Source organism: Rhodococcus sp. C1 (assembly GCF_020809065.1).
GTDB lineage: Bacteria > Actinomycetota > Actinomycetes > Mycobacteriales > Mycobacteriaceae > Rhodococcus_F > Rhodococcus_F qingshengii.
Genome location: NZ_CP078080.1, coordinates 3,812,777 through 3,833,680, shown reverse-complemented (window position 1 = coordinate 3,833,680; position 20,904 = coordinate 3,812,777). Strand labels below are relative to the sequence as shown.

At 60.6% G+C, this 20,904-nt stretch carries 17 protein-coding genes and 2 tRNA genes; 14 read left to right on the top strand and 5 right to left on the bottom strand.

Features of this window, described 5'->3' with window-relative positions; genetic code table 11:
- The first annotated feature begins 73 nt into the window (after positions 1-73).
- Positions 74-1,993 carry a DNA primase gene (gene dnaG, locus KTR60_RS17480; protein ID WP_030536590.1) on the top strand — a complete coding sequence of 640 codons (1,920 nt, stop codon included), beginning with the start codon at positions 74-76 and terminating at the stop codon, positions 1,991-1,993.
- A gap of 1 nt (position 1,994) precedes the next feature.
- Here dnaG and KTR60_RS17475 read toward each other — a convergent pair whose 3' ends face one another.
- Positions 1,995-2,246, bottom strand: coding sequence for a hypothetical protein (locus tag KTR60_RS17475; protein WP_003941570.1), 252 nt, complete (start codon positions 2,244-2,246; stop codon positions 1,995-1,997).
- A gap of 136 nt (positions 2,247-2,382) precedes the next feature.
- On the opposite strand from KTR60_RS17475, the gene KTR60_RS17470 reads away from it, so the two are divergent.
- A tRNA-Asn gene (locus KTR60_RS17470) sits at positions 2,383-2,455 on the top strand.
- Between the two features lie 88 nt (positions 2,456-2,543).
- On the opposite strand, the gene KTR60_RS17465 is transcribed toward KTR60_RS17470, so the two are convergent.
- Positions 2,544-3,167, bottom strand: coding sequence for an HAD-IA family hydrolase (locus KTR60_RS17465; RefSeq protein WP_228401087.1), 624 nt, complete (start codon positions 3,165-3,167; stop codon positions 2,544-2,546).
- Positions 3,168-3,298: 131 nt separating this feature from the next.
- Positions 3,299-3,496: a hypothetical protein gene (locus KTR60_RS17460; protein ID WP_223304512.1), complete on the bottom strand. Its 198-nt coding sequence runs from the start codon at positions 3,494-3,496 to the stop codon at positions 3,299-3,301.
- 177 nt (positions 3,497-3,673) lie between these two features.
- Here KTR60_RS17460 and KTR60_RS17455 point away from each other — a divergent pair.
- Positions 3,674-3,747, top strand: a tRNA-Ile gene (locus KTR60_RS17455).
- A gap of 2,052 nt (positions 3,748-5,799) precedes the next feature.
- The gene (locus KTR60_RS17450; protein WP_030536585.1) at positions 5,800-6,318 is read left to right on the top strand and encodes a DinB family protein; all 519 of its coding nucleotides are present in this window, start codon (positions 5,800-5,802) and stop codon (positions 6,316-6,318) included.
- Here KTR60_RS17450 and KTR60_RS17445 read toward each other — a convergent pair whose 3' ends face one another.
- Together KTR60_RS17445 and KTR60_RS17440 are read right to left on the bottom strand one after the other, a co-directional pair.
- Complete coding sequence (locus KTR60_RS17445; RefSeq protein WP_064113217.1) at positions 6,319-7,791, bottom strand: mannitol dehydrogenase family protein; 1,473 nt, start codon at positions 7,789-7,791, stop codon at positions 6,319-6,321.
- Positions 7,792-7,798: 7 nt separating this feature from the next.
- Positions 7,799-8,809 (bottom strand): NAD(P)-dependent alcohol dehydrogenase, encoded by a 1,011-nt coding sequence (locus KTR60_RS17440; protein ID WP_228402289.1) that lies wholly within the window; start codon positions 8,807-8,809, stop codon positions 7,799-7,801.
- Positions 8,810-8,948: 139 nt separating this feature from the next.
- Between KTR60_RS17440 and KTR60_RS17435 the strand changes: the two genes are divergently transcribed.
- The 10 genes from KTR60_RS17435 to KTR60_RS17390 all read left to right on the top strand — a co-directional run bounded on the left by KTR60_RS17435 (position 8,949) and on the right by KTR60_RS17390 (position 20,881).
- A complete protein-coding gene (locus tag KTR60_RS17435; protein ID WP_054781980.1) occupies positions 8,949-9,947 on the top strand; it encodes a sugar-binding transcriptional regulator in 999 nt (332 codons plus the stop codon).
- Positions 9,948-10,010: 63 nt separating this feature from the next.
- Complete coding sequence (locus KTR60_RS17430; protein ID WP_030536581.1) at positions 10,011-11,363, top strand: ABC transporter substrate-binding protein; 1,353 nt, start codon at positions 10,011-10,013, stop codon at positions 11,361-11,363.
- The gene (locus KTR60_RS17425) at positions 11,360-12,310 is read left to right on the top strand and encodes a carbohydrate ABC transporter permease (protein ID WP_228401086.1); all 951 of its coding nucleotides are present in this window, start codon (positions 11,360-11,362) and stop codon (positions 12,308-12,310) included. Before KTR60_RS17430 ends, KTR60_RS17425 begins: the two co-directional genes overlap by 4 nt.
- The gene (locus KTR60_RS17420) at positions 12,310-13,176 is read left to right on the top strand and encodes a carbohydrate ABC transporter permease (protein ID WP_050657016.1); all 867 of its coding nucleotides are present in this window, start codon (positions 12,310-12,312) and stop codon (positions 13,174-13,176) included. Before KTR60_RS17425 ends, KTR60_RS17420 begins: the two co-directional genes overlap by 1 nt.
- Positions 13,177-13,203: 27 nt before the next feature.
- Positions 13,204-14,298, top strand: a complete 1,095-nt coding sequence (locus KTR60_RS17415; protein ID WP_204855946.1) for an ABC transporter ATP-binding protein — start codon at positions 13,204-13,206, stop codon at positions 14,296-14,298.
- A 95-nt stretch (positions 14,299-14,393) separates the two neighbouring features.
- Positions 14,394-15,311 carry a carbohydrate kinase family protein gene (locus KTR60_RS17410; protein WP_228401085.1) on the top strand — a complete coding sequence of 306 codons (918 nt, stop codon included), beginning with the start codon at positions 14,394-14,396 and terminating at the stop codon, positions 15,309-15,311.
- Between the two features lie 95 nt (positions 15,312-15,406).
- On the top strand, positions 15,407-17,623 hold the full coding sequence (locus tag KTR60_RS17405; protein ID WP_228401084.1) for an MMPL family transporter: 2,217 nt from the start codon (positions 15,407-15,409) through the stop codon (positions 17,621-17,623).
- Positions 17,624-17,641: 18 nt separating this feature from the next.
- Positions 17,642-18,844 carry a sensor histidine kinase gene (locus KTR60_RS17400; RefSeq protein ID WP_058039428.1) on the top strand — a complete coding sequence of 401 codons (1,203 nt, stop codon included), beginning with the start codon at positions 17,642-17,644 and terminating at the stop codon, positions 18,842-18,844.
- Positions 18,841-19,515: a response regulator transcription factor gene (locus tag KTR60_RS17395; RefSeq protein WP_228401083.1), complete on the top strand. Its 675-nt coding sequence runs from the start codon at positions 18,841-18,843 to the stop codon at positions 19,513-19,515. Before KTR60_RS17400 ends, KTR60_RS17395 begins: the two co-directional genes overlap by 4 nt.
- A gap of 64 nt (positions 19,516-19,579) precedes the next feature.
- Entirely contained in the window at positions 19,580-20,881 is a 1,302-nt protein-coding gene (locus tag KTR60_RS17390; protein WP_228401082.1) for an HNH endonuclease signature motif containing protein, read from the top strand.
- Positions 20,882-20,904 lie beyond the last annotated feature (23 nt).

Sequence of the window (20,904 nt, the reverse complement as noted above, 5' to 3'; positions counted from 1 at the left end):
TCGCTGCGGTGCAGAGTCGGCCATCAACATATCGTTGTCAGGAGGTGCCGGGGGACCGCCTAGACTGATGTACGTGGCGGGCCGAATTTCTGACAGAGACATCGCGGCCATTCGCGAACGCACTCGCATCGAGGACATCGTCGGTGAATACGTTTCACTCAAGCGTGCCGGTGGCGATTCGATCAAAGGTCTGTGTCCCTTTCACGACGAGAAGTCGCCGTCGTTCCATGTGCGACCCAACCACGGCCTCTACCACTGCTTCGGCTGCGGTGAGGGTGGTGACGTGTACTCGTTCCTGCAGAAGATGGATCACATCAGCTTCGTAGAGGCCGTCGAGCAGTTGGCGGATCGACTCAGCTACACGATTTCGTACGAGGGCGGCGGACCGTCCGTTCAGCGCGATCGCGGCACCCGTGCACGCTTGATCGCAGCAAACGCGGCGGCTCAGGAGTTCTACGCCGCTCGTCTGCGCGAACCCGATGCCCAGGCGGCTCGCGACTACCTCACCGAGAGAAACTTCGACGGTGCAGCGGCCCTGCAGTTCGGGTGTGGATACGCGCCAGAAGGTTGGGACACTCTCACAAAACACTTGATGTCCAAAGGTTTCGAGTTCAAAGAACTAGAAGCAGCCGGGCTGTCCAAAGAAGGCCGGCGAGGTCCGATCGACCGGTTCCATCGCCGACTTCTGTGGCCGATCCGCAGCGTCGCCGGTGACGTCATCGGCTTCGGTGCCCGCAAGCTCTTCGACGACGACACCATGCCGGGTAAGTACGTCAACACGCCGGAAACGATTCTCTACAAGAAGTCTCAGGTCTTGTTCGGCTTGGACCTCGCCAAGCGCGACATCGCCAAGGGACACCAGGCGGTAGTCGTCGAGGGCTACACCGACGTCATGGCGATGCATTTGGCCGGCGTCAAGACCGCCGTCGCTTCGTGCGGAACCGCCTTCGGTGAGGAGCACCTTGCGATGCTCCGTCGACTCCTGATGGACGACAGCTACTTTCGCGGTGAAATCATCTACACCTTCGACGGTGATGCCGCGGGGCAGGCCGCTGCGATGAAGGCGTTCGAGGGTGATCAAAAGATGGCCGGGCAGACGTTCGTCGCCGTCGCGCCCGACGGAATGGACCCGTGCGATCTGCGACTGAAGTCTGGTGACGCCGCCGTTCGCGACCTCGTGGCACGGCGCACTCCGATGTTCGAGTTCGTGGTGAAGTCCATCCTCACCGAACACGATCTGGAGACCGCTGAAGGTCGTGTCGAGGCACTGCGTCGTACCGTGCCCGTCGTTGCGCAGATCAAGGAATCAACTCTGCGCGACAGCTACGCGAATCTGTTGTGCGGATGGGTCGGTTGGGACGATCTTCCGTCGGTTCGACGACGCGTGCGTGACGAAGCTCGCAAACGGGCGTCGACGCGTGGATCGTCACCGGCGCCCAAGCGTCGTCAGGTTGTCGACCAACCTGCTGCCGATGCGCTTGCGCTGCCGATCGGAATCTCCAGGCCCCGGCCCAACGATCCCGCGCTCTCGACGCAGCGAGCTGTCCTCAAGGCCGCATTGCAGCACCCTGGCATCGCCGGCAGTGTCTTCGACTCGTTGCCGCCCGAGACGTTCACCCACCCCGCCTACGTTGTCATCAGACAGGCAATGGCTGACGCCGGTGGAACGAGCAAGGGACTCGGCGGCGCCGAGTGGATCGAAGTCGTTACCAAGGGCGTCGAAGACATGACGGTGGCCTCGGTTGTATCTGAGCTGGCCGTCGAACCGATGCCGTGTGACGAAGACACGGTTCCGCGCTACATCAACGGAGTGCTCGCACGACTACAGGAAGCGTGGGTGGGCGAGCAGGTTGCCGACCTCAAATCCAAGCTTCAGCGCGTTTCACCTGCTGCAGCCCCCGAGGAGTACAACTCACTGTTCGGCGACCTAGTGGCGCTGGAGCAGTATCGCCGACAGCTGCGTGAGCAGGCTGTCGGCGACCAAAGCGTCTGACCTAGCGGTTTTTCTTCAACTGGTCGTGGGGGACCAGAATCGTAGTCTCCTCGTTGATCGGCTTCATCGGCTCGAGCTTGGGCTGAGTACTCAGTGAGTCGGCCAGCTTCTGCCGTGACGCGTCCAACACCTTCTTGGTGGCCGGACTGGTGGCCACCGCCTTCGCGGCCCGGCTGATCTGCTCGTATCGTGCGCGGCCCGCTTTGGTTCCCAGGACGTACCCAGCTGCAACACCGATCAACAAACGCATCATTCCTGCTTCCCTCCAGCACCGATCGTCCTGACTCCATCCTGCCTGATGACTCGCTGGGCAGGCGATTTGGTACTTCGGTGAAGGATTCGCTACAGTTTCTCAGGCAACGCCGGAACGGGCGAAGCGAGCAAGACAATCCCCTGTAGCTCAATTGGCAGAGCTTCCGACTGTTAATCGGACGGTTGCTGGTTCGAGTCCAGCCGGGGGAGCAGCGAAGCCCCTCACCTGAGAAATCGGGTGGGGGGCTTTCTTGTTTCGGTCTGACCGCGTTTTGGTCAGACCTTGTTTTTGTCTGACCTAGTGCGCTCGCAGCAGACCCACCGATCGAAGTGTCGATTCGACGTCTGCCGCCTTGTTTGCTTGTTCGCCGCGAATTCCCAGCCGTCGAGCGCTGAGGACGTTCACCGGGTTGTCGTCGACGAAGAAGGTCTGCTGTGGACGCGCATCGAGCAACTCCAGCGCAGCCAGGAAGGCCGCAGGTTCGGGTTTGGTAGCTCCGAGCATGCAGGAGAAAACATGCTCGTCGATTGCCGATGGAGTTACGACACTCTCGATGGCGGCCAAGAGAACAGGTCCGTTGTCGGAGAGTGTGGCGACCACGACCCCCTCGCTTCGAAGCGCGATTGCGAGATCGATGACCGCGCGGTCCGGGATGAAGGCCTTGGCCCAGGCTCGGCGTAGCTCGTCGCGGTCACCAGGAAACCCGAGCCGTCGAAAGCGTTCCAGGATCGCGGTTTCGGAGTGAATGCCGAGATCGCATTCCTGGTCGAACCCGGACGCGAACACGAGGGCATGAATCTCGTCTTCCGTGACGCCGATGGCCGCAGCCAGTTCTGCGGCGCGACGGTCAGGCTCGAATCGACACAGCACGCCACCCAAGTCGAACAACACGAGTTCAGGTGGTCCGCTGTCGTTCGCCATGTCGCAGAGGATAGGCGGCATCAGCATCAGTGAACGCGAAGCGAAGATGATGGCGGCGGAGATGCGAAAAGCCCGACGCAATACCTGCGTCGGGCTTTCGGCGGAACCGTCGAACTGTTCGGCCGGTGCGCCTACTTCGCTGCGCGATCCGACGGCTCGAACAGTCGGACGATGTGGCTGGGGTTGATGTAGTAGACACCATTCGGAGAATTGAGAACGAGAGTGTCTTCGGTGAAATCGGTGACGGTGCCGTTCAGCTTCGCGCCGTCGGACATGATGATCCGGATCGTGGCCTTCGAGTTCTTGAATTCGGTCAGTGCAAGCTTCATGTGGTGATCCTGTTCCGTGGGGTGTGCACTCCCACGGTATCGGCTCATCGCGCCTGTGCCGACCAACCTTGGAAGACTCGACTCGAAAGAGTGCAACGCGTCACCGCCTGCCCGATTGTGATCCGCGTCGGATGTGCCGGTAACATTCGGATTCGCCGCGATGCATCGCATCCGGATGGGGCGGTAGCTCAGTCGGTTAGAGCCGTGGACTCATAATCCATTGGTCGCGGGTTCGAGCCCCGCCCGCCCCACGTTCAGTTGCCGTGAGCCCGCAGGTCAGACCCAATGACGTTTGTCGAAAGTCATGCTGCCGACGATCGCAACGGCGACAAGTGCGCAGAGTGCAATCAACAGGGCAGTTGCCCACAGGTAGTTGGTGCAGTTGCCCACACGTAGTTGGTATTGAATCGCACGCAACGCGCATGCGGGTACGGCTGAGTTGATCCTTCGTGGCTACACAAGTAAATGTCGTACCGCGATCGTCGATCTCGGACGAGGTGAAAGTCTCGGATCCGGATACCCAATCCTCGACAAGTATCGGGAGCGCAGTGCAATTGGGCGCAACCGAGCGAGCGACGTGCCGGACGTGAAGGAAAAGTAGGTACCTATCCGGGTATTTCAGCGTATGTGCTCGACGTACAGAAGTGTCACGCTTTAGACGTGCCTACCGGTGTAGGTACAAGGCAGTCGAGCCGTCCCCCCCCCCCCGCGGCTCGGCTGCACCCAAATGTTGACGCGCTGACCGGCAGCCGACTGTCGGAAACGACTCTACGCAAGGAACGGCAACGATAGTGGGCCCCGCAACTGCGGGGCCCTTTCCCTGTCTGAAAAGCGCTGTCGGACTTGGGTCATCACCATTGAGGACTTCGTGCTCGATCACTGGAAATGAGAGCCAACGAGGGCTGTCTCGCCGTCCTTGTCTGCGTCGGATCCATTTTGCCGAGCTTCGTGAATTGCAGAATCCGCAGCCCGCGAGAGCTCAGTAGTTGCCTCGATCGGGTGCAAAACCGGGCAATCGGAACAAAACACTTGTCGATGCGTTACAAATATTGTTAAAGTGTAACGACGAACTGCAAGTGAACAGCAACTTCAAGGTCTCGCTACCGGAAGCCGATGGGCGCCGGGGGAGATTCGTCTGCTGTCGATGGACGCGACGCCGTTGGGCGGCACGGATAAAGGCTCTGCGAATTGCGCCGGGTCGCACCCCTGATCAACCTGACAGACCAACGTAACGGAGAACATACTGTGACAATCAAGAACTCGATCGGGCCTGGTGTCGAAGCCGATCATGGAAACAGGCTGTTCGGCAACACTATTCGATCAGCTGAAGGTGAGGAACTGGTCCAGCGGCTGAATGCCATGTTCGAGCGAGCGAACAGCGCAGGTCAGGTGGTGAATCAACGAGAACTCTCGACCGTGCTTTCTGTGCGGAGATCCGAGGGTTCGCCGGTCGACCGGTCGATTCCGGCGCCTGACAGGCTGATGCATGCGATCGAGGGACTCTCGTACGAATCCCTTTCCCTGTTGATTTGTGCGGCCGAGCATTTACTGCGTTCGGAAGGGGTACATGTCGACTCGACGCCCTTCACGTGAGGGGCGACGAGACCCGTCGAGGAAATCGAAGTGATCGGTCCGTCGCCGACGAACGAGTATTTTGTCACGAACGGAATGACGTAGTTACGTCGTCGTTTGTAATTCTGTTGTGCGACCGGCGAATCAGGCCTCCGGCGTTGCTCAGTCGCACGATCCCGATTCCGCTGCTTCGAAGGCTTCTTGGTGCGCTCACGCGCCTCAGCGTCGAATCCTCTCCAGTCGTCGTGCGGTCCGCTCATGTCATCGCGGATTCGATCGATCGGCGACGTGGAATCAGTCGGAGTATGTCCAGTTCTTCGGCCGATCCGAGTATCGACCGGCAAATCTTGTCGACGGAGTCAGATGCCGGATACCGGCACCGAAATACGGATCAACATTCACCTCGGGAAGCCGCATGAAGTGAATTGACTATCGCAGTCTGCTGTTGTGGTGTGAACGCTGCCCAGGCGCTGGCGGAACCCACGAGTTCAGGGACATCGTTCCATCCAGGGCTCTGTAGCCGGGCCAACGCCGCCTCGACCGTCCCGAAAACTTCGAGGTACGCATGTGCGTCGTCGCATGTGAAGGCGAGTTCGTGGGGTTCCGCGTCGCCCACGTCCCCGCCACACGAAGTAAGCATCAGCACGAATGGAGTCGCAATAGCGATCATGATTCGCTTCATCGGCCAATCGAAGCAGACTGACCCCGCCCTGGCGGACTATTCTCGATCCATGCCGATCACCCCGGATACAAAGAACTGGACCTGGGTCCTCGAACGCCCATGCGCCGAGTGCGGGTTTGATTCGTCCGCTGTGGCGTTCGCGGATGTTCCAGATCTTGTGCGTAGCAATGCCGTCTCGTGGGCCGAGGTACTGGAGCGCGAGAATGTGACGGAGCGGCCGGACAGCGAAACATGGTCAGCGCTGGAGTATTCCGCCCACGTACGCGACGTGTTCCGGATCTTCAAGGTGCGGTTGGAACAGATGCTCGAATTCGACGATCCGCGATTCGAGAACTGGGATCAGGACGCAACAGCCGAGGCCGAGCGGTACAACGACCAAGATCCGGCAAAGGTGGCATCGGAATTGTCCGACGCCGCGGCGGAGGTCGCGAATGCCTTCGAAACCGTGCCAGAGGGTAGCCGCCAACGACGGGGTCTCCGCAGTGACGGATCGGCGTTCACCGTCGAATCGTTGGCGGCCTACTTCATTCACGATCCGATCCATCACCTGCACGACGTCTCGGTGTAGTCAGAGCCCGCGCACCTCCTCGAGGGTTCTTCTGGCTCCGACGGAGTGCAATGAGTCGAGGGTCTTTCGGAAGCTAGCGACAAATCGGCGATCGTCCACGAGATCGCCGAACACTTGGCGGTACCCGATGAAGGCCAACGGGTCGCTCGACTGTTTCTGGGCGAGCGGCACCAGAGTGTCCGACAGCTGATCGACGACGGTGATGGGATCTCCGTTCTCGTCTGTGCCCTCGGCGTAGCGGGCCCAGCTAGCGACAATTGCGGTGGACAGGTTGATCGACCCACCGGTGTCGAGTTGGTTCCGGATGACGGGCAACAGCCACTTGGGAATTCGATCGGACGACTCGGCACACAGACGTGCAATCGTGTCGCGGATCTGGGGGTTCGAGAATCTTTCGATGAGGGTCTTCTTGTACTGATCGAGGTCGACGCCGGGTACCGGGTCAAGGGTCGGCGTCGCTTCGAGATTCATGTAGTCGAGCAGGAACCCCGACAAGAGTTCGTCCTGGCATGCCTCGTGGACCAGGCGGTATCCGGCAAGGTAGCCGAAGTACGCGATGCCTTGATGGCCGGCATTGAGAAGGCGCAGTTTCATCAGTTCGTACGGGCGAACATCCGGCACGAGATTGACGCCGGCATTCTCCAGAGGTGGCCTGCCTGAGGTGAACTCGTCCTCGAGGAACCACGCGGTGAACGGCTCAGCCGCGACCGGCCACTGATCTTCCACGCCAAACGTCTCGGCGATCTCGGTGGTCACCTCGGCTGTCGTGACGGGTGTGATCCGGTCGACCATGGAGTTGGGGAAGGCGCCGTTCTCGTCGATCCACTCCGCAAGTTCGGGATCCTTCAGGGCGGCGAACGCTCCGACTGCCGTCCTGGCGACCGATCCGTTGCCTTCGATGTTGTCGCAACTCATGATCGTGAACGGGGCGAGGCCCCGGTCGCGACGGAGTGCGAGTGCCGCACAAATCAGACCGAAGGTGGTGTGGGGGAGTGTTCCCGGCTCGAGATCGTGCATTACAGCGGGATCGGACGCGTCGAACTCACCCGTAGTGTGCGAGATGTTGTATCCGCCCTCGGTGATGGTGAGAGATACGATTTTCGTCGATTCGGATGCCATCTTTTCGATCACCGCCTCCGGATCCTCCGGAGCGAACAGGTACTCGACGATCGACCCGATGACCCGGGCCTCGAGGGTTCCGTCAGAATGCTTGAGCGCCAGCGTGTAGAGGCAGTCCTGCGCGCGGAGAGCGTCTTTCATCCGCTTGTCCGACGGCATCACTCCCACTCCGCAGATTCCCCAGTCGAAGCCCTCACCGCGTCGCAGGAGATCATCGATGTACATGGCCTGGTGTGCACGGTGAAAGCCTCCGACACCGAAATGCACTATGCCAGTAGTGACTTTGCTCCGGTCGTAGTTCGGCACTTCGAGTGCAGCATCGAAGTCGAACAGGGTCTTCGTATTGAGTTCCATGAAAGTACTAGTCTCCTTCGGCGACGATGACTACGGCTTTGATGCTGCCGAGAATGCAATCGGCCACCAGGGCCTCTTGCGACTGTTCGAGTGAAAAGCGTGCTGTGACCATCGAGTCCAGATCGACGCGCCCGGCAGCGACCAATGCGGCGGCGATCGGCCACGTGTTGGCGTACCGGAACACTCCGGTCAGCATCAGTTCGCGATTCTGAATGATCGGGACCGGCAACGGTATCTCGTCGGCACCCATTCCGACCAGAACGACGGTCCCAGCGGGCCGAACTGCGTGAATCCCGTCGATCACCGCGGCCGTGGCACCCGAGGCGTCGATGAATGCGTCGACGGCCAGCGAGCGTACGTCGCTCTCACGTGGATCAACGACGGTTGTTGCGCCGAATTTCAGTGCCACATCACGTCGGGCCGCATCGATGTCCGAGACGATGACTTCCGTCGCGCCGAATGCCTTGGCCACCTGCGTCGTCACGATTCCTACCGGGCCGGCGCCGGCGATCAACACCCGAGAGCCGGCAGTGATCCCCGCCTTCTGGGCTGAGGCGATCCCTACGGAGAGTGGCTCGAACAGCGCAGCTGCCTCGTAGGACACGGAATCTGCGATGGGATGGGCGAAGTCGGCACCGATCGTGACGTAGTCGGTCAGCGCACCGTCGATCGGCGGCGTCGCGAAGAACTCCATATGAGGGCAGAGGTTGTATCTGCCTGCCTTGGATTCGGGACTTGTCGGATCGGGCTTCTGAGGCTCGATGGAGACACGCTGCCCGATGCGTGTTGGGTCGACGCCGTCACCGACCGCGGCGATGCGTCCCGATGCTTCGTGTCCGAGAACGAGCGGTGAGTTGACTACGTAAGGGCCGATGCGACCTTCGTGAAAGTAGTGCGCGTCCGACCCGCACACGCCCACGGCATGGATGCGAACGAGGACTTCACCCGCCTTCGGGGACGGTCGTGGTCTCTCGACCATCTGCATCTTTCCGGTCTCGACGAGGACATTTGCCCGAATTGTCGCAGGTAGATCGACGGATTCTCCGGAAACTGTTGTGTGGGTCACAACGTAGATGTTAGCTTAATGAGCATAAGAACATCTAGTGAGCATTTGCTCACGATCGAGAAACTTTGAACCTGATGCACAAGGAGACCGTGTGAACCAGTCGGCTCAGCCCACAGGACTCAAGTCGTCGAAGTTGCCCGCTTCCGAGGATGTGCGGCTCGCCTTGCGGGCGGCGACGATGTATCACCTCGAAGGCGCCACTCAGGCGGAGATTGCAGCGAAATTGGGCGTCTCGCGGCCGACAGCCGGGCGACTGTTGGCCAGGGCGCGGACGCAAGGTTTGGTCAGGGTCGAGATTTTGGTACCGCCGGAGCTCGAAGGTTCGGTGAACACGGAGTTGGAATCGAAGCTGGAGAAGCACTTCGGGTTGGCCGAAGTGTTGATCGTCCCCGAAGCGATTTCGGATGCGGACGACCCGGACTTCGACGCACTCGGTCGACGAGCAGCGGAAGTTCTGGTTCGTCGTCTGCAGCCTTCGAGCGTTCTCGGGTTTACCTGGGGTCCGGAAACCGTTGCGGTAGCAGGATCTTTGCCGGACAAGGCCGCGAAGTGCTCGGCTGTGGTACAACTTGACGGCTCCATGACGGTGACCGACTACCAAACCGGTGTCGACTTCACCATCGGCCGATGTGCACAACAGTTGCAGGCCAATCCTATTCGTCTCAACGCTCCGCTGTATGCCGACCCGGCGACCGTGGAGTCGATGCGAAACGACTCGGTGATCTCGAAGGCGCTGCAAGCCGGAACTGATTCCGACATCATGGTTTTCGGAGTCGGTGCCGTCTCGACCGCGACGACCTTGTTTGCCGGTAGCTTCGTCGACTCGACCATGCTGGACGAGTTGGAAAGTCGAGGCGCTGTCGGTGAAATCGGCGGCCGTTTCTACTCGGTCGACGGCAATCCAGTGGAGGGGCCACTACCTGAGCGAACGGTCTCCGTATCGCTCGACGCAGTGAAATCCTGCGATCAGACGATTCTGATTTCGGGAGGAACACACAAACGCCAGGCCGTTCTGGGCGCATTGCGCGGAGGTTTGGCAAACGTACTCGTCACCGACGTCGAGTGCGCCCAGTGGCTGCTCGAAGGCTAGCGATCTCACGAGTTTCGCGGTCCGAGCGCGCGACTGACACGCAAGTGTGAAGGAAGGTAATCCGTGAAAACAGGAAGACGAGTGTGGGGCGCTGCCGCGGCGGCGCTCTGCCTCCTGGTGTCGGGATGTGCGGGCGCTGGTGCGCTCGGTGGTTCCGGCGAACGAACAGTCACCATCGCGATGGTGTCGAACTCGCAGATGCAGGACGCCATCAAACTGGCGCCGGCTTTCGAAGCCGAGAACCCTGGCATCGACCTCAAATTCGTCAGCCTTTCCGAGAACCAGGCGCGCGCCAAGATCACGGCGTCGACGGCAACCGGCGGCGGTGAGTTCGACGTCGTGATGATCAGCAACTACGAGACACCTCAGTGGGCCGCCAACGGTTGGCTCACGAACCTGTCCGACTATGCAGACACGACGCCCGGTTACGACGAGGACGACTTCGTACCGTCGATCAAGACTTCTCTGTCGTACGAGGACAGTATGTACGCGGTCCCCTTCTACGGGGAGTCGTCGTTCCTGATGTACCGCAAGGATCTGTTCGATCAGGCGGGGATTACAGTTCCCGAAGACCCGACGTGGCAAGAAGTTGCAGGTTGGGCAGCACAGTTCGACAACCCGGACGCCAAGATGGCGGGAATCTGCTTGCGCGGAAAGCCTGGCTGGGGTGAGGTACTCGCACCGCTGAACACCGTGATCAACACCTTCGGTGGACGCTGGTACGACGAGAATTGGAATGCGCAGCTGACCAGTCCGCAGGTCGAGGATGCGGTTCAGTTCTACGTGGACACGGTCAAGGAGCACGGTCAGCCGGGTCCTGCCACAAGCGGATTCGGTGAATGTGCAACACAATTCGCGCAAGGCAACACGGCGATGTGGTACGACGCGACGTCGGCTGTGTCGGTTCTCGAGGACCCTGCGTCGTCGAAGGTAGTCGGCAACATCGGATATGCGAAGGCCCCGAAGGTCGAGAAGTCCGATCCTGGTTGGCTCTACACGTGGGCGCTCGGAATCCCGGAGTCGGCAAAGAACAAAGATGACGCCTGGAAGTTCATTTCCTGGATGACGAACAAGGACTACATCCAGAAGGTCGGAACCGAACTCGGCTGGTCGAGAGTTCCTCCGGGAAGTCGCCTATCGACCTACGAGATTCCGGAATATCAAGAGGCCGCACAGGCATTCGGTCCGATCACCCTCGAATCGATCAACAATGCAGATCCGAAAAACCCGACAGTGCAACCGGTTCCGTACACCGGCGTCCAGTTCCTCACCATCCCTGAGTTTCAGGACCTGGGCACTCGCGTCAGCCAGCAGATCAGTGCGGCCATCGCGGGTCAGAAGAGCGTGAAAGAAGCACTCGAACAATCCCAGCAGTATGCCGAGGTGGTCGGCAAGACCTATCAGGAGAACCGATGACTACGGTTGCCGAGCCCAGAACTACGGTGGACGACGCGCCACCGGTCCGGGTCGAAAAGAAGATCTCCCGCGCCGAGGGTTGGCGTCGTAGAGGTCCCCTGTTGCCGGCGTTGATCTTCTCGATCGTCGTCACCCAGATTCCGTTTCTGTTCACCCTCTACTACTCGACGCAGTCGTGGAACCTAGTCCGGCCGGGATCGCGGCACTTCAACGGGTTCGACAACTACATAGAGGTTTTCAAGGACAGTCAGTTTCGGGAAGTCGCGGTCAACACGGTCATCATGATCGTGGGAACCGTCATCGTTTCCGTGATCCTCGGACTCGCGCTGGCGCTGCTACTCGACCGCGCATTCCTCGGTCGGGGGATCGTGCGGACACTGCTGATCACGCCGTTTCTCATCACTCCCGTCGCCGGCGCATTGCTGTGGAAGACAACAATGTTCGACCCGGTGTTCGGTATCGTGAACTTTGTCCTCCAGCCTTTCGGCGTCGGCCAGGTCGACTGGGTCAGTAAGTTTCCGCTCGCCGCCGTCATGATCAATCTGATCTGGCAGTGGACGCCCTTCATGATGCTGCTCATTCTGGCCGGTTTGCAGTCCATGCCCCGAGACATTCTCGAAGCCGCACGAGTGGACGGAGCCAAGCCGTTTGCGATGTTCCGCGAACTGACGTTGCCGCACCTGCGCCGCTTCATCGAACTCGGTGCAGTTCTGGGTGCGATCTACCTCGTGAACACCTTTGACGCGGTGTACATGATGACCTCGGGTGGGCCCGCCGTGGCCAGCTCGAACCTGCCGTTCTACATCTACCAGCGCGCGTTCCTCGGCTTCGACGTAGGTCAAGCTGCGGCGATGGGTGTCGTGACAGTGATCGCGACGATCATCGTGTCGACACTTGCGCTCCGATTGATCTTCAAGAGCTTCACCGGCAACGAGGAGGCGGCGTGATGACTGCCGTAGAGACGACAAGCGCGACGACCGACAAACCCGTCGTCAAGAAAAAGAAGAGCAGTAAGTTCAGTCCGTGGTCGGTCGTGGCGTGGATCGCCGCTCTCGGATTCTTCTTCCCGGTCTTCTGGATGGTCCTGACCGCGTTCAAGACCGAGGCAGACGCCTACACGGATCCGCCGAAGCTGTTCTTCACTCCCACCCTCGAACAGTTCCGTGCCGTCCTCGACTCCGGTCTCGGCACGACGCTGGCAAACTCCGCATTTGCGACGGCCATGTCGACGATTCTTGTTCTGCTACTGGGTGTTCCGGCTGCGTTTGCATTGTCGCTTCGCCCGGTAGCCAAGACTCAGGACGTTCTGTTCTTTTTCATCAGTACCAAGATGCTCCCAGTCGTCGCTGCAATCGTGCCGCTGTACGTGATCGTCAACGACATCGGATTGCTCGACAACATCTGGGCGCTGGTCATCTTGTACACATCGATGAATCTGCCGATCGCAGTGTGGATGATGCGTTCGTTCTTTCTCGAAGTCCCCGGCGAACTTCTCGAAGCTGCCAGCATGGACGGCGCGAGTTTGTGGACCTCGGTTCGCGAGGTGATCCTCCCGCTGATCTCGCCCGGAATTGCTGCGACTGCGCTGATCTGCGTGATCTTCTCGTGGAACGAATTCTTCTTCGCCGTCAACCTGACAGCTGTTCAAGCACAGACGATTCCGGTCTTCCTGGTCGGGTTCATCACCGGCGAGGGCCTGTACTGGGCTCGGCTCTCCGCGGCAGCGACCATGGCGGCATTGCCCGTCATCCTGGCCGGTTGGTTCGCCCAGAACAAACTGGTGCGCGGCCTGTCCTTCGGTGCAATCAAATAATTCTCCTCACCCTCTCAGGAGTTCGTCATGGCTGAAATCTCGTACCAGAAAGCGTCTTGCATCTACGAAGGTGCCGGGACCCTCGCTGTCGATTCACTCGATCTCGACATCAACGACGGGGAGTTCATCGTGCTCGTCGGTCCGTCAGGTTCCGGAAAGTCCACGGCCCTGCGCATGTTGGCAGGGCTCGAGGACATCGATTCCGGCGCGATCACCATCAACGGCAAGGACATGACCGATGTCCCGTCCAAGGATCGCGACATCGCAATGGTCTTCCAGAATTACGCGCTGTACCCCAACAAAACCGTCGGGGAAAATATGGGGTTCGCGTTGAAGATGCGCGGTGTGCCCGTCGAGGAGCGTAAGAAGAAAGTGGCCGAAGCGGCTAAACTGCTTGACCTGACTGACTATCTCGACCGCAAGCCGGCCAAGCTTTCCGGTGGTCAACGGCAGCGAGTTGCCATGGGCCGAGCTATCGTTCGTGAACCGCAAGTGTTCTGCATGGACGAGCCGCTCTCCAACCTCGACGCAAAGCTACGCGTCCAGACCCGCACGCAGATCGCGGCGTTGCAGCGTCGTCTCGGAACCACCACCGTCTACGTCACGCACGATCAGGTGGAAGCGATGACGATGGGTGATCGAGTGGCAGTGCTCAAGGGCGGCAAGTTGCAACAATTCGCCTCTCCGACCGAACTTTACGATCGGCCGGCCAATGCTTTTGTTGCCGGTTTCATCGGATCTCCAGGTATGAACTTGGTAACGGCGCCGGTCAGTTCGGGTGGGGTGCGTTTCGGTGACGTCGAGGTTCCGCTGGACCGCGAGCAGATGGCGGCAATCGCCGCGGCCGGTCTGGACTCGGTCACAGTAGGAATTCGACCCGAGCAATTCCAGGTGGTTGCCGCTGGAGACGGAATCGCAGCTCAGATCGACCTGGTGGAGGAACTGGGCAACGAGTCGTACATCTACGCGCACGTACCCGGCACGGAATCCGATCCGATTTCGCTCGTCGCACGCACCGGCGGGCGATCGAAGCTGCAGTACGGCCAGACGCTGGGCTTCGAGCGGGTGGACGGCCTCGTTCACCTCTTCGACCCGGCTACGGGCGAGCGTGTGGGTAGCTGAATCCCATCGCATTCGTGACCTGCTCGGCACCCGAACTCGTTCGTGCCGAGCAGGTCACATCCATCTTCGACTGGTGAGAAGGTTAGGGTCTACCGATGAGTGATACACGCGAACGATCCGTCGTGGTGTGTGGTGAGGGACTGGTTGATCTGGTTCCGGTGGGGGAGAACTTCTCACCCAAGTTGGGCGGTGGACCGTTCAACGTTGCGATTGCACTGGGTCGACTCGGATCCGACGTGGGATTCGTCTCTCGCTTGTCCACCGACGCTTTCGGAGATCGGATGATCGACTCGCTGGCCGCGTCCAATGTCGACACAACTGGGGTCGAACGTGGGCCCGAGCCGACAACTCTGGCCGTCGTGAACCTTGCAGCGGACGGAGGTGCGCGGTATTCCTTCTACCTCGAGGGAACGGCGGATCGACAGTTCGCGCTGCCGAAACTTCCCTCTGCCCGGGCATTCTCGTTCGGAACGCTGTCGCTGGTGCTCGAGCCCGGGGCCTCGGCCTACGAAGCTTTGCTGCACGAAGCACACGCCCGCGGTCGACTCACCATGGTCGACCCCAACATTCGTCCGGCGGTGATCTCCGACCCGGACGCGTATCGACGACGGTTTCGTTCGTGGTTGCCCGCCATCGATATTCTCAAAGTGAGCGACGACGACGCGAAGTGGTTGGGTTCGGTCGACGGCGCCGAGTGGCTCGACGAAGGCGTCGGCGCCGTACTGCTCACCCGTGGTGGTGACGGGTTGCGGTTGATCACCAAGGAACTCGATGTTTCGGTGCCGGCGCCCGCGGTCGACGTCGCGGACACGATCGGTGCGGGCGATACCGTTCACGGAGCCCTGTTGGCCTACCTTGATCGTCACGATGCACTCGACGTCGCTGTTGTGCGCGGGTTCTCCGAGGCAGATTGGTCGGCCGCGTTGACCTTTGCCGCACGCGCGGCAGCCGTCACCGTGTCACGTCTCGGGGCGGATCCGCCGTGGTCAAGGGAGTTGGGCCTGCCCGTCTAGCACTGGGGACCACCGCCCTACTGCGAGCGCAGTACGTCGAACTGCCTACCTGTGCACGATGTGCGACGGGGTCGTGTATCGGCACAGTGACACGCATGTCGATATTCCTGTACAAACTCTCGCGACTCGCGTTTCGGCGCCGTTGGGCAATGGTGGGCTTCTGGGTCGTCCTGCTGGTGGCGGGCGGAGTAGGCGCAGCAACGCTGTCCGGTCCGACCGTCAATACGTTGTCGATTCCGGGCACCGAATCACAAGCGGCGCAAGATCTTCTGGCTGAAAGATTTCCGCAATCGTCCACCGACGGAGCCAGTGCTCGCATCGTCTTCGAATCTCCGGCGGGCACGACGCTCACCGATCCGGCGATTCGACAATCCGTCAGTGACTTGGTCTCTGCGCTCGGGAAGGATCCTGAGATTGCAGCGGTATCGGATCCGTATGCCTCCGGCGGAGTGTCGCCGACTGGGACGATCGGATACATGCAGGTCTCCTATACCGCCGACTCGATGGACTTACCGGACAGTTCGAAAGAACTGCTCGAGTCCGCCGTCCACGACGCCGCGGATTCAGGGCTGGCAGTCGATGTTGCCGGCAACGTGCTGATGGAAAGCAGCGCCGAATCGATGGGAGAGGTGATCGGAGTCGCGATCGCCGCGGTGGTGCTGACCGTCACCTTCGGTTCCTTGGTTGCGGCGGGGCTTCCCTTGATCAGCGCGTTGATCGGCATCGGCATCGCGATCTGCACGATCACAATCGCAACTGGTTTCATCGAATTAGGTTCGAGCACAACCGTCCTGGCAATGATGCTGGGGCTCGCCGTGGCGATCGACTATTCGCTCTTCATCGTCTCGCGCTACCGCTCCGAACTACGTGACGGACATGATCCAGAAATTGCTGCGGGCCGCGCAGCGGGGACTGCGGGTTCGGCCGTAGTGTTCGCGGGGTTGACGGTGCTCATCGCATTGGCAGGACTGTTCGTCGTGAACATCCCGTTCCTGACGAGCATGGGTCTGGCTGCAGCATTCGCAGTTGCTGTTGCAGTGGTGATTTCACTGACGCTGCTGCCCGCCACACTCGGATTTGCAGGGTCGCGCGTCATGAGTCGGTCTGATCGTCGACTGCTGGCGTCCGGCGGTGAACTGACACACCGGAAACAGTCGGAGGGGGCGGGCTCGCGATGGGCCAAGTTCGTGATCCGGCGTCGAGTTCCGGTTTTGCTCGCGTCAGTCCTCGGGCTGGGATTGCTGGCGATCCCCACATTCGGAATCAACCTGAGTTTGGCGAGCCCACCAGTGCCCGACACAACTTCCGCCAGGGCTACCGACCGACTATCCGAGGGGTTCGGTGCCGGGTTCAGCGGTCCGCTCATGGTGGTCGTCGACGTTGCCGACGCCGCAGATCCGGCAGCGGCATTGAGCGGCGCCCAGGAAAAGCTCGGTGCTCTGCCCGACGTAGCGGCAGTGACGCCGCCAGCACTCAATCAGGCCGGCGATACAGCAGTCATCACGGTGGTTCCCTCGAGTGGCCCGGAAACCGAGGCAACAAAGGCGCTCGTCGCAGATATACGTGAGGTCGCCGGATCACTGACCGACGAGACCGGAGCCACGATGTCGGTCACCGGTCAGACAGCGTTGACGATCGACGTTTCGGATCGCCTGGCCGACGCCCTGGTTCCCTACCTCGCATTGGTCGTCGGCCTCGCCTTCATCCTCCTGATGTTGGTGTTCCGCTCGATCTTGGTACCACTCAAGGCAACTCTCGGATTTCTGCTCTCGATCGGTGCGACGTTCGGTGTGCTGGTCGCGATCTTCCAGTGGGGTTGGTTCGCCGGCATTCTCGGAATCGAAGGTCAAACCGGATCAGTTGTGGCGATGTTGCCCATCTTCATGATTGGCATCGTCTTCGGGTTGGCGATGGACTACCAGGTGTTCCTGGTGACCAGAATGCGTGAAGCGTTCGTCCACGGTGACGGACCGGATGAAGCAGTCGTGAAGGGCTTCGACCAGGGCGCGCGAGTGGTCACGGCCGCGGCGCTGATCATGATCGCCGTTTTCGCGGGCTTCATCTTCGGCGGCGACGCCTTCATCATGCAGATCGGACTCGGACTCTCGTTCGCGGTTCTGTTCGACGCCTTCGTGATTCGTATGACCGTCGTACCGGCCGTCATGTCCCTGTTGGGCTCGAGGGCATGGTGGTTCCCCTCATGGCTGGACCGGTTGGTCCCGAACGTCGATGTCGAGGGGGAGCAGTTGACTGCGCTGCTCGCAGATTCGAAGGAATCCAGTGAACCCACGAGCGACAAGTTGTCGGTGTGACCCGGATACGGTAGATCGATGACTTCGACATCGACGTGGGGTCGATGGTGTGCGGAACACCCGCGCACCATCGACCTGGCACTGGCGATTCTCGTGCTCCTTGCCACGTGGACGGCGCACCGCATCGCGCTCGACGGCAATGACACCCGCGAGGTCACGGTTGTGGGAGTGCTTGTAACAGCGATCGCAGCGGCAACCATCGTGTTCCGAAGGCGCTATCCGTTCTCGGCACTGGCGGTGGCAGTACTCCTCGGCGTATTGATGATTGCACTGTCAGCGCCGCCGAATGCCGGCACAGGTTCCGCAGCGATGGTGTGCCTCTACTACGTTGCCAGCACGAGTGACCGCCGGAGGACCTTCTTCGCAGCGGCGAGCACAGTCAGCTCGCTGATGCTCGTCACGATCTTCCTGGGAGTGGGGAACAATCTCCTGCAGGAGGCACTGGGGTTGTTGGCTTGGTTGCTGATGGCAAGTTTTGCCGGCGCCGAGGTCCGTTCTCGCCGAGCCTATCTGGAGTCCGTCGAGGCGCGCGCGGTGCAAGCGGAAAGAATGCGCGAGGACGAGGCCCGACACCGCGTCGTCGAAGAAAGGATGCGGATTGCGCGAGACCTGCACGACGTTGTCGCGCACCACATTGCCTTGGTCAACCTGCAAGTCGGGGTCGCGTCGCACTTGATCGGGAAAGACCCGGAGAAGGCGACGACTGCACTACGCGGAGTGGAGGAAACGTCCAAGGCGGCACTCGATGAAATTCGGGCCACGGTCGGAGTTCTCCGTGATGCTCAGGACGGTGATCGCTCGATGAAGCCGGCTCCGGGGCTTTCGGATCTACCGGCACTGGTGGATCAATTCGTCAGTGCAGGAATGGAAATCGATGTGCGCGCTGTGGGTTCGCTGCGCCCACTCGGGCCCGCAGTAGATCTCACAGCGTACCGAATTATCCAGGAGGCACTCGTGAATGCGAGCAAGCATGCGCTGCCAGGAGCCGTCACCGTGTCGTTGTCATACGAAGCCGAGGTTCTGATGCTGTCGGTCGAAAACGCCGGAACGGCAGTGCCTTCGACGTCACCACCCGGGTACGGACTGCTGGGAATGAAGGAGAGGGCACAGGCGATGGGAGGCGAGGTCTCAGCAGGATTCCGCGCCGACGGGGGATTTCGTGTGGACGCCCAACTACCGCTTGTCTCGGTGTCCAGGGGTTCGGAGCGTGAGGAGTCGTGAGTATTCGGGTGGTAGTGGCAGACGATCAGGCGCTCTTCCGTCAAACGCTTGCGCTGCTGATCGGTTCGGAAGAGGACATGGAGGTGGTCGCCGAGGCGGCAGACGGAGAGCAGGCATTCCAGGCGGCGCTCGAGCATCGACCCGACGTTGTATTGATGGACATTCGAATGCCAGGCACCAGCGGAGTCGAAGCGACCGCCATGATTGCCGATCATCCGGATTTGACCGACGTGCACGTGTTGATTCTTACCACCTTCGAAGTGGATGAGCATGTGGCACAGGCGATCCGGGCGGGAGCCAGCGGCTTCATCGGCAAAGGAATCCGAGCCGAGGATCTACTCGATGCTGTTCGGACGGTCGCAGGTGGGAACTCTTTGCTGTCGCCGATTGCGACCAGCGCGTTGATTTCTCGGTTCCTTTCCACTCCGTCGCGGGCCGACTCGACTTCTGGGATTTTCGGTCAGTTGACCCCACGCGAACTCGAAGTGGTAACCCTCGTTGCCCTCGGGATGTCCAACGACGAAATCGCTGCGGAATTGGTGATCAGCGCGGTCACGGCAAAAACGCACGTGAACCGGGCGATGACAAAACTGGATGTCCGCGACCGCGCGCAACTGGTGGTTCTCGCCTATCAATGCGGTGCGGTGATTCCGGGACGCTCGGTGGATTGACTCGAGAAACTCTTGACTCGAACGGGTGTTCGAGTATTGTTTGGGGAGGGGATCGGGGGATTCAATGAGTGTCTTGTTGTCGGATGTGGTGTCTGGTTCTGCGGTGGGGTTGCGCGGACGGTTGTGGCAGTTGACTGCTGCTGAGTTGCGTGCTGCTGCTGTCGAGGCGAGTGTGGAGATTCTGCGCCTCGAGGCGGTTCGAGTGGCCGTGGTGGACGAGTTGTCGTTGCGCCCGGATGATCAGGTGATTGCCAGCCGCGGTGTGGGTGCGTGGTTGGCGGCGAACACGATGCTGCAGGTTCGGGACGGGAAGAAGATCGCCGCCCTGGGTGCAGCTTTGCGGCCGTTTCCGGCGGTGGCGGCTCGGTTCGATGGCGGGGACTGCTCCTTCGAGCACGCGGTGTTGATCGTGGCGTTCTGCGAGTCACCACCTAAAGGCATGCCGGAGGAGGCACTCCCGAAGTGTATCGATTTGTTGTTGGCTGCTGCGTCGGGTGTGGAGGCGACGACGACGAAGGTGCGGAACGTGATCGCGACGTTGGAGAGGTTGTTCGAATCGGATGAGATCCCGCCCGCCGAAGACATCGACCGGAACGAGTTGCGGATCGCCTCGACATTGAACGGTCGAGTGGTGGTGCGCGGCGATTTCGATGCCCTCACCGGTGAGATGTTGCTGTCGGCGTTGTCGAAGCTGACGATGCCAACCCCAGCACCGGATGGGACGCCGGATTCTCGGTCGGCGGCGAAACGCACCGCGGACGGGTTCACCGAACTGATCCGGCGTTACCTGGACTGCGCCAAGACCGGTACCGATGGTGGTCAGCGTCCGCACGTGAATGTGCACATCAACGCTCGGGATCTGGCGGAGCATCGGGACTGCGCCGCCACACCAACTGATGGTGGTGGAGTGGCTGTGTCTGATCTTGATGTCGGGCACATGCCGTGGCTGGGACCGCTGTCGGTGTCGCAGAGCAGGCTTCTCGGGTGTGACTGTTTCCTGTCCAACGTGCTGCTCGACGGTCACGGCGCGCCGCTCGATGCGATACCAGGGAAGAGGTTGGTGACCGCCGAACAACGGACTGCGTTGATTGCCCGCGACAGAGGCTGCGCGTTCCCGGGTTGCACATGTGTACCGGCGTGGACGGATGCGCACCATATCCGGCACTGGGCGAACGGTGGCCCGACGGTGATGAACAATCTGGTCCTGCTGTGCCGTTCACATCATCGGTTGATGCACCGGAAATCCGGGTTCGTCGGGAAGTGGGCGATTCGGATCGGTGTCGACAATAGACCCTGGTTCATTCCGCCGCCCTCGATCGACCCGCAGCAGCACCCACGGCCGGCGAACACCACCTTCAAAACCTGAGGGGCCAAACCTCAGATGCACCA

Excerpts from the sequence above, each read along its gene's own strand:
- KTR60_RS17475 (WP_003941570.1), bottom strand. The coding sequence starts at position 2,246 with ATGATGCGTTTGTTGATCGGTGTTGCAGCTGGGTACGTCCTGGGAACC.
- KTR60_RS17465 (WP_228401087.1), bottom strand. The coding sequence starts at position 3,167 with ATGGCGAACGACAGCGGACCACCTGAACTCGTGTTGTTCGACTTGGGT.
- KTR60_RS17460 (WP_223304512.1), bottom strand. The coding sequence starts at position 3,496 with ATGAAGCTTGCACTGACCGAATTCAAGAACTCGAAGGCCACGATCCGG.
- KTR60_RS17450 (WP_030536585.1), top strand. The coding sequence starts at position 5,800 with ATGCCGATCACCCCGGATACAAAGAACTGGACCTGGGTCCTCGAACGC.
- KTR60_RS17445 (WP_064113217.1), bottom strand. The coding sequence starts at position 7,791 with ATGGAACTCAATACGAAGACCCTGTTCGACTTCGATGCTGCACTCGAA.
- KTR60_RS17425 (WP_228401086.1), top strand. The coding sequence starts at position 11,360 with ATGACTACGGTTGCCGAGCCCAGAACTACGGTGGACGACGCGCCACCG.
- KTR60_RS17420 (WP_050657016.1), top strand. The coding sequence starts at position 12,310 with ATGACTGCCGTAGAGACGACAAGCGCGACGACCGACAAACCCGTCGTC.
- KTR60_RS17415 (WP_204855946.1), top strand. The coding sequence starts at position 13,204 with ATGGCTGAAATCTCGTACCAGAAAGCGTCTTGCATCTACGAAGGTGCC.
- KTR60_RS17410 (WP_228401085.1), top strand. The coding sequence starts at position 14,394 with ATGAGTGATACACGCGAACGATCCGTCGTGGTGTGTGGTGAGGGACTG.
- KTR60_RS17405 (WP_228401084.1), top strand. The coding sequence starts at position 15,407 with ATGTCGATATTCCTGTACAAACTCTCGCGACTCGCGTTTCGGCGCCGT.
- KTR60_RS17400 (WP_058039428.1), top strand. The coding sequence starts at position 17,642 with ATGACTTCGACATCGACGTGGGGTCGATGGTGTGCGGAACACCCGCGC.
- KTR60_RS17390 (WP_228401082.1), top strand. The coding sequence starts at position 19,580 with ATGAGTGTCTTGTTGTCGGATGTGGTGTCTGGTTCTGCGGTGGGGTTG.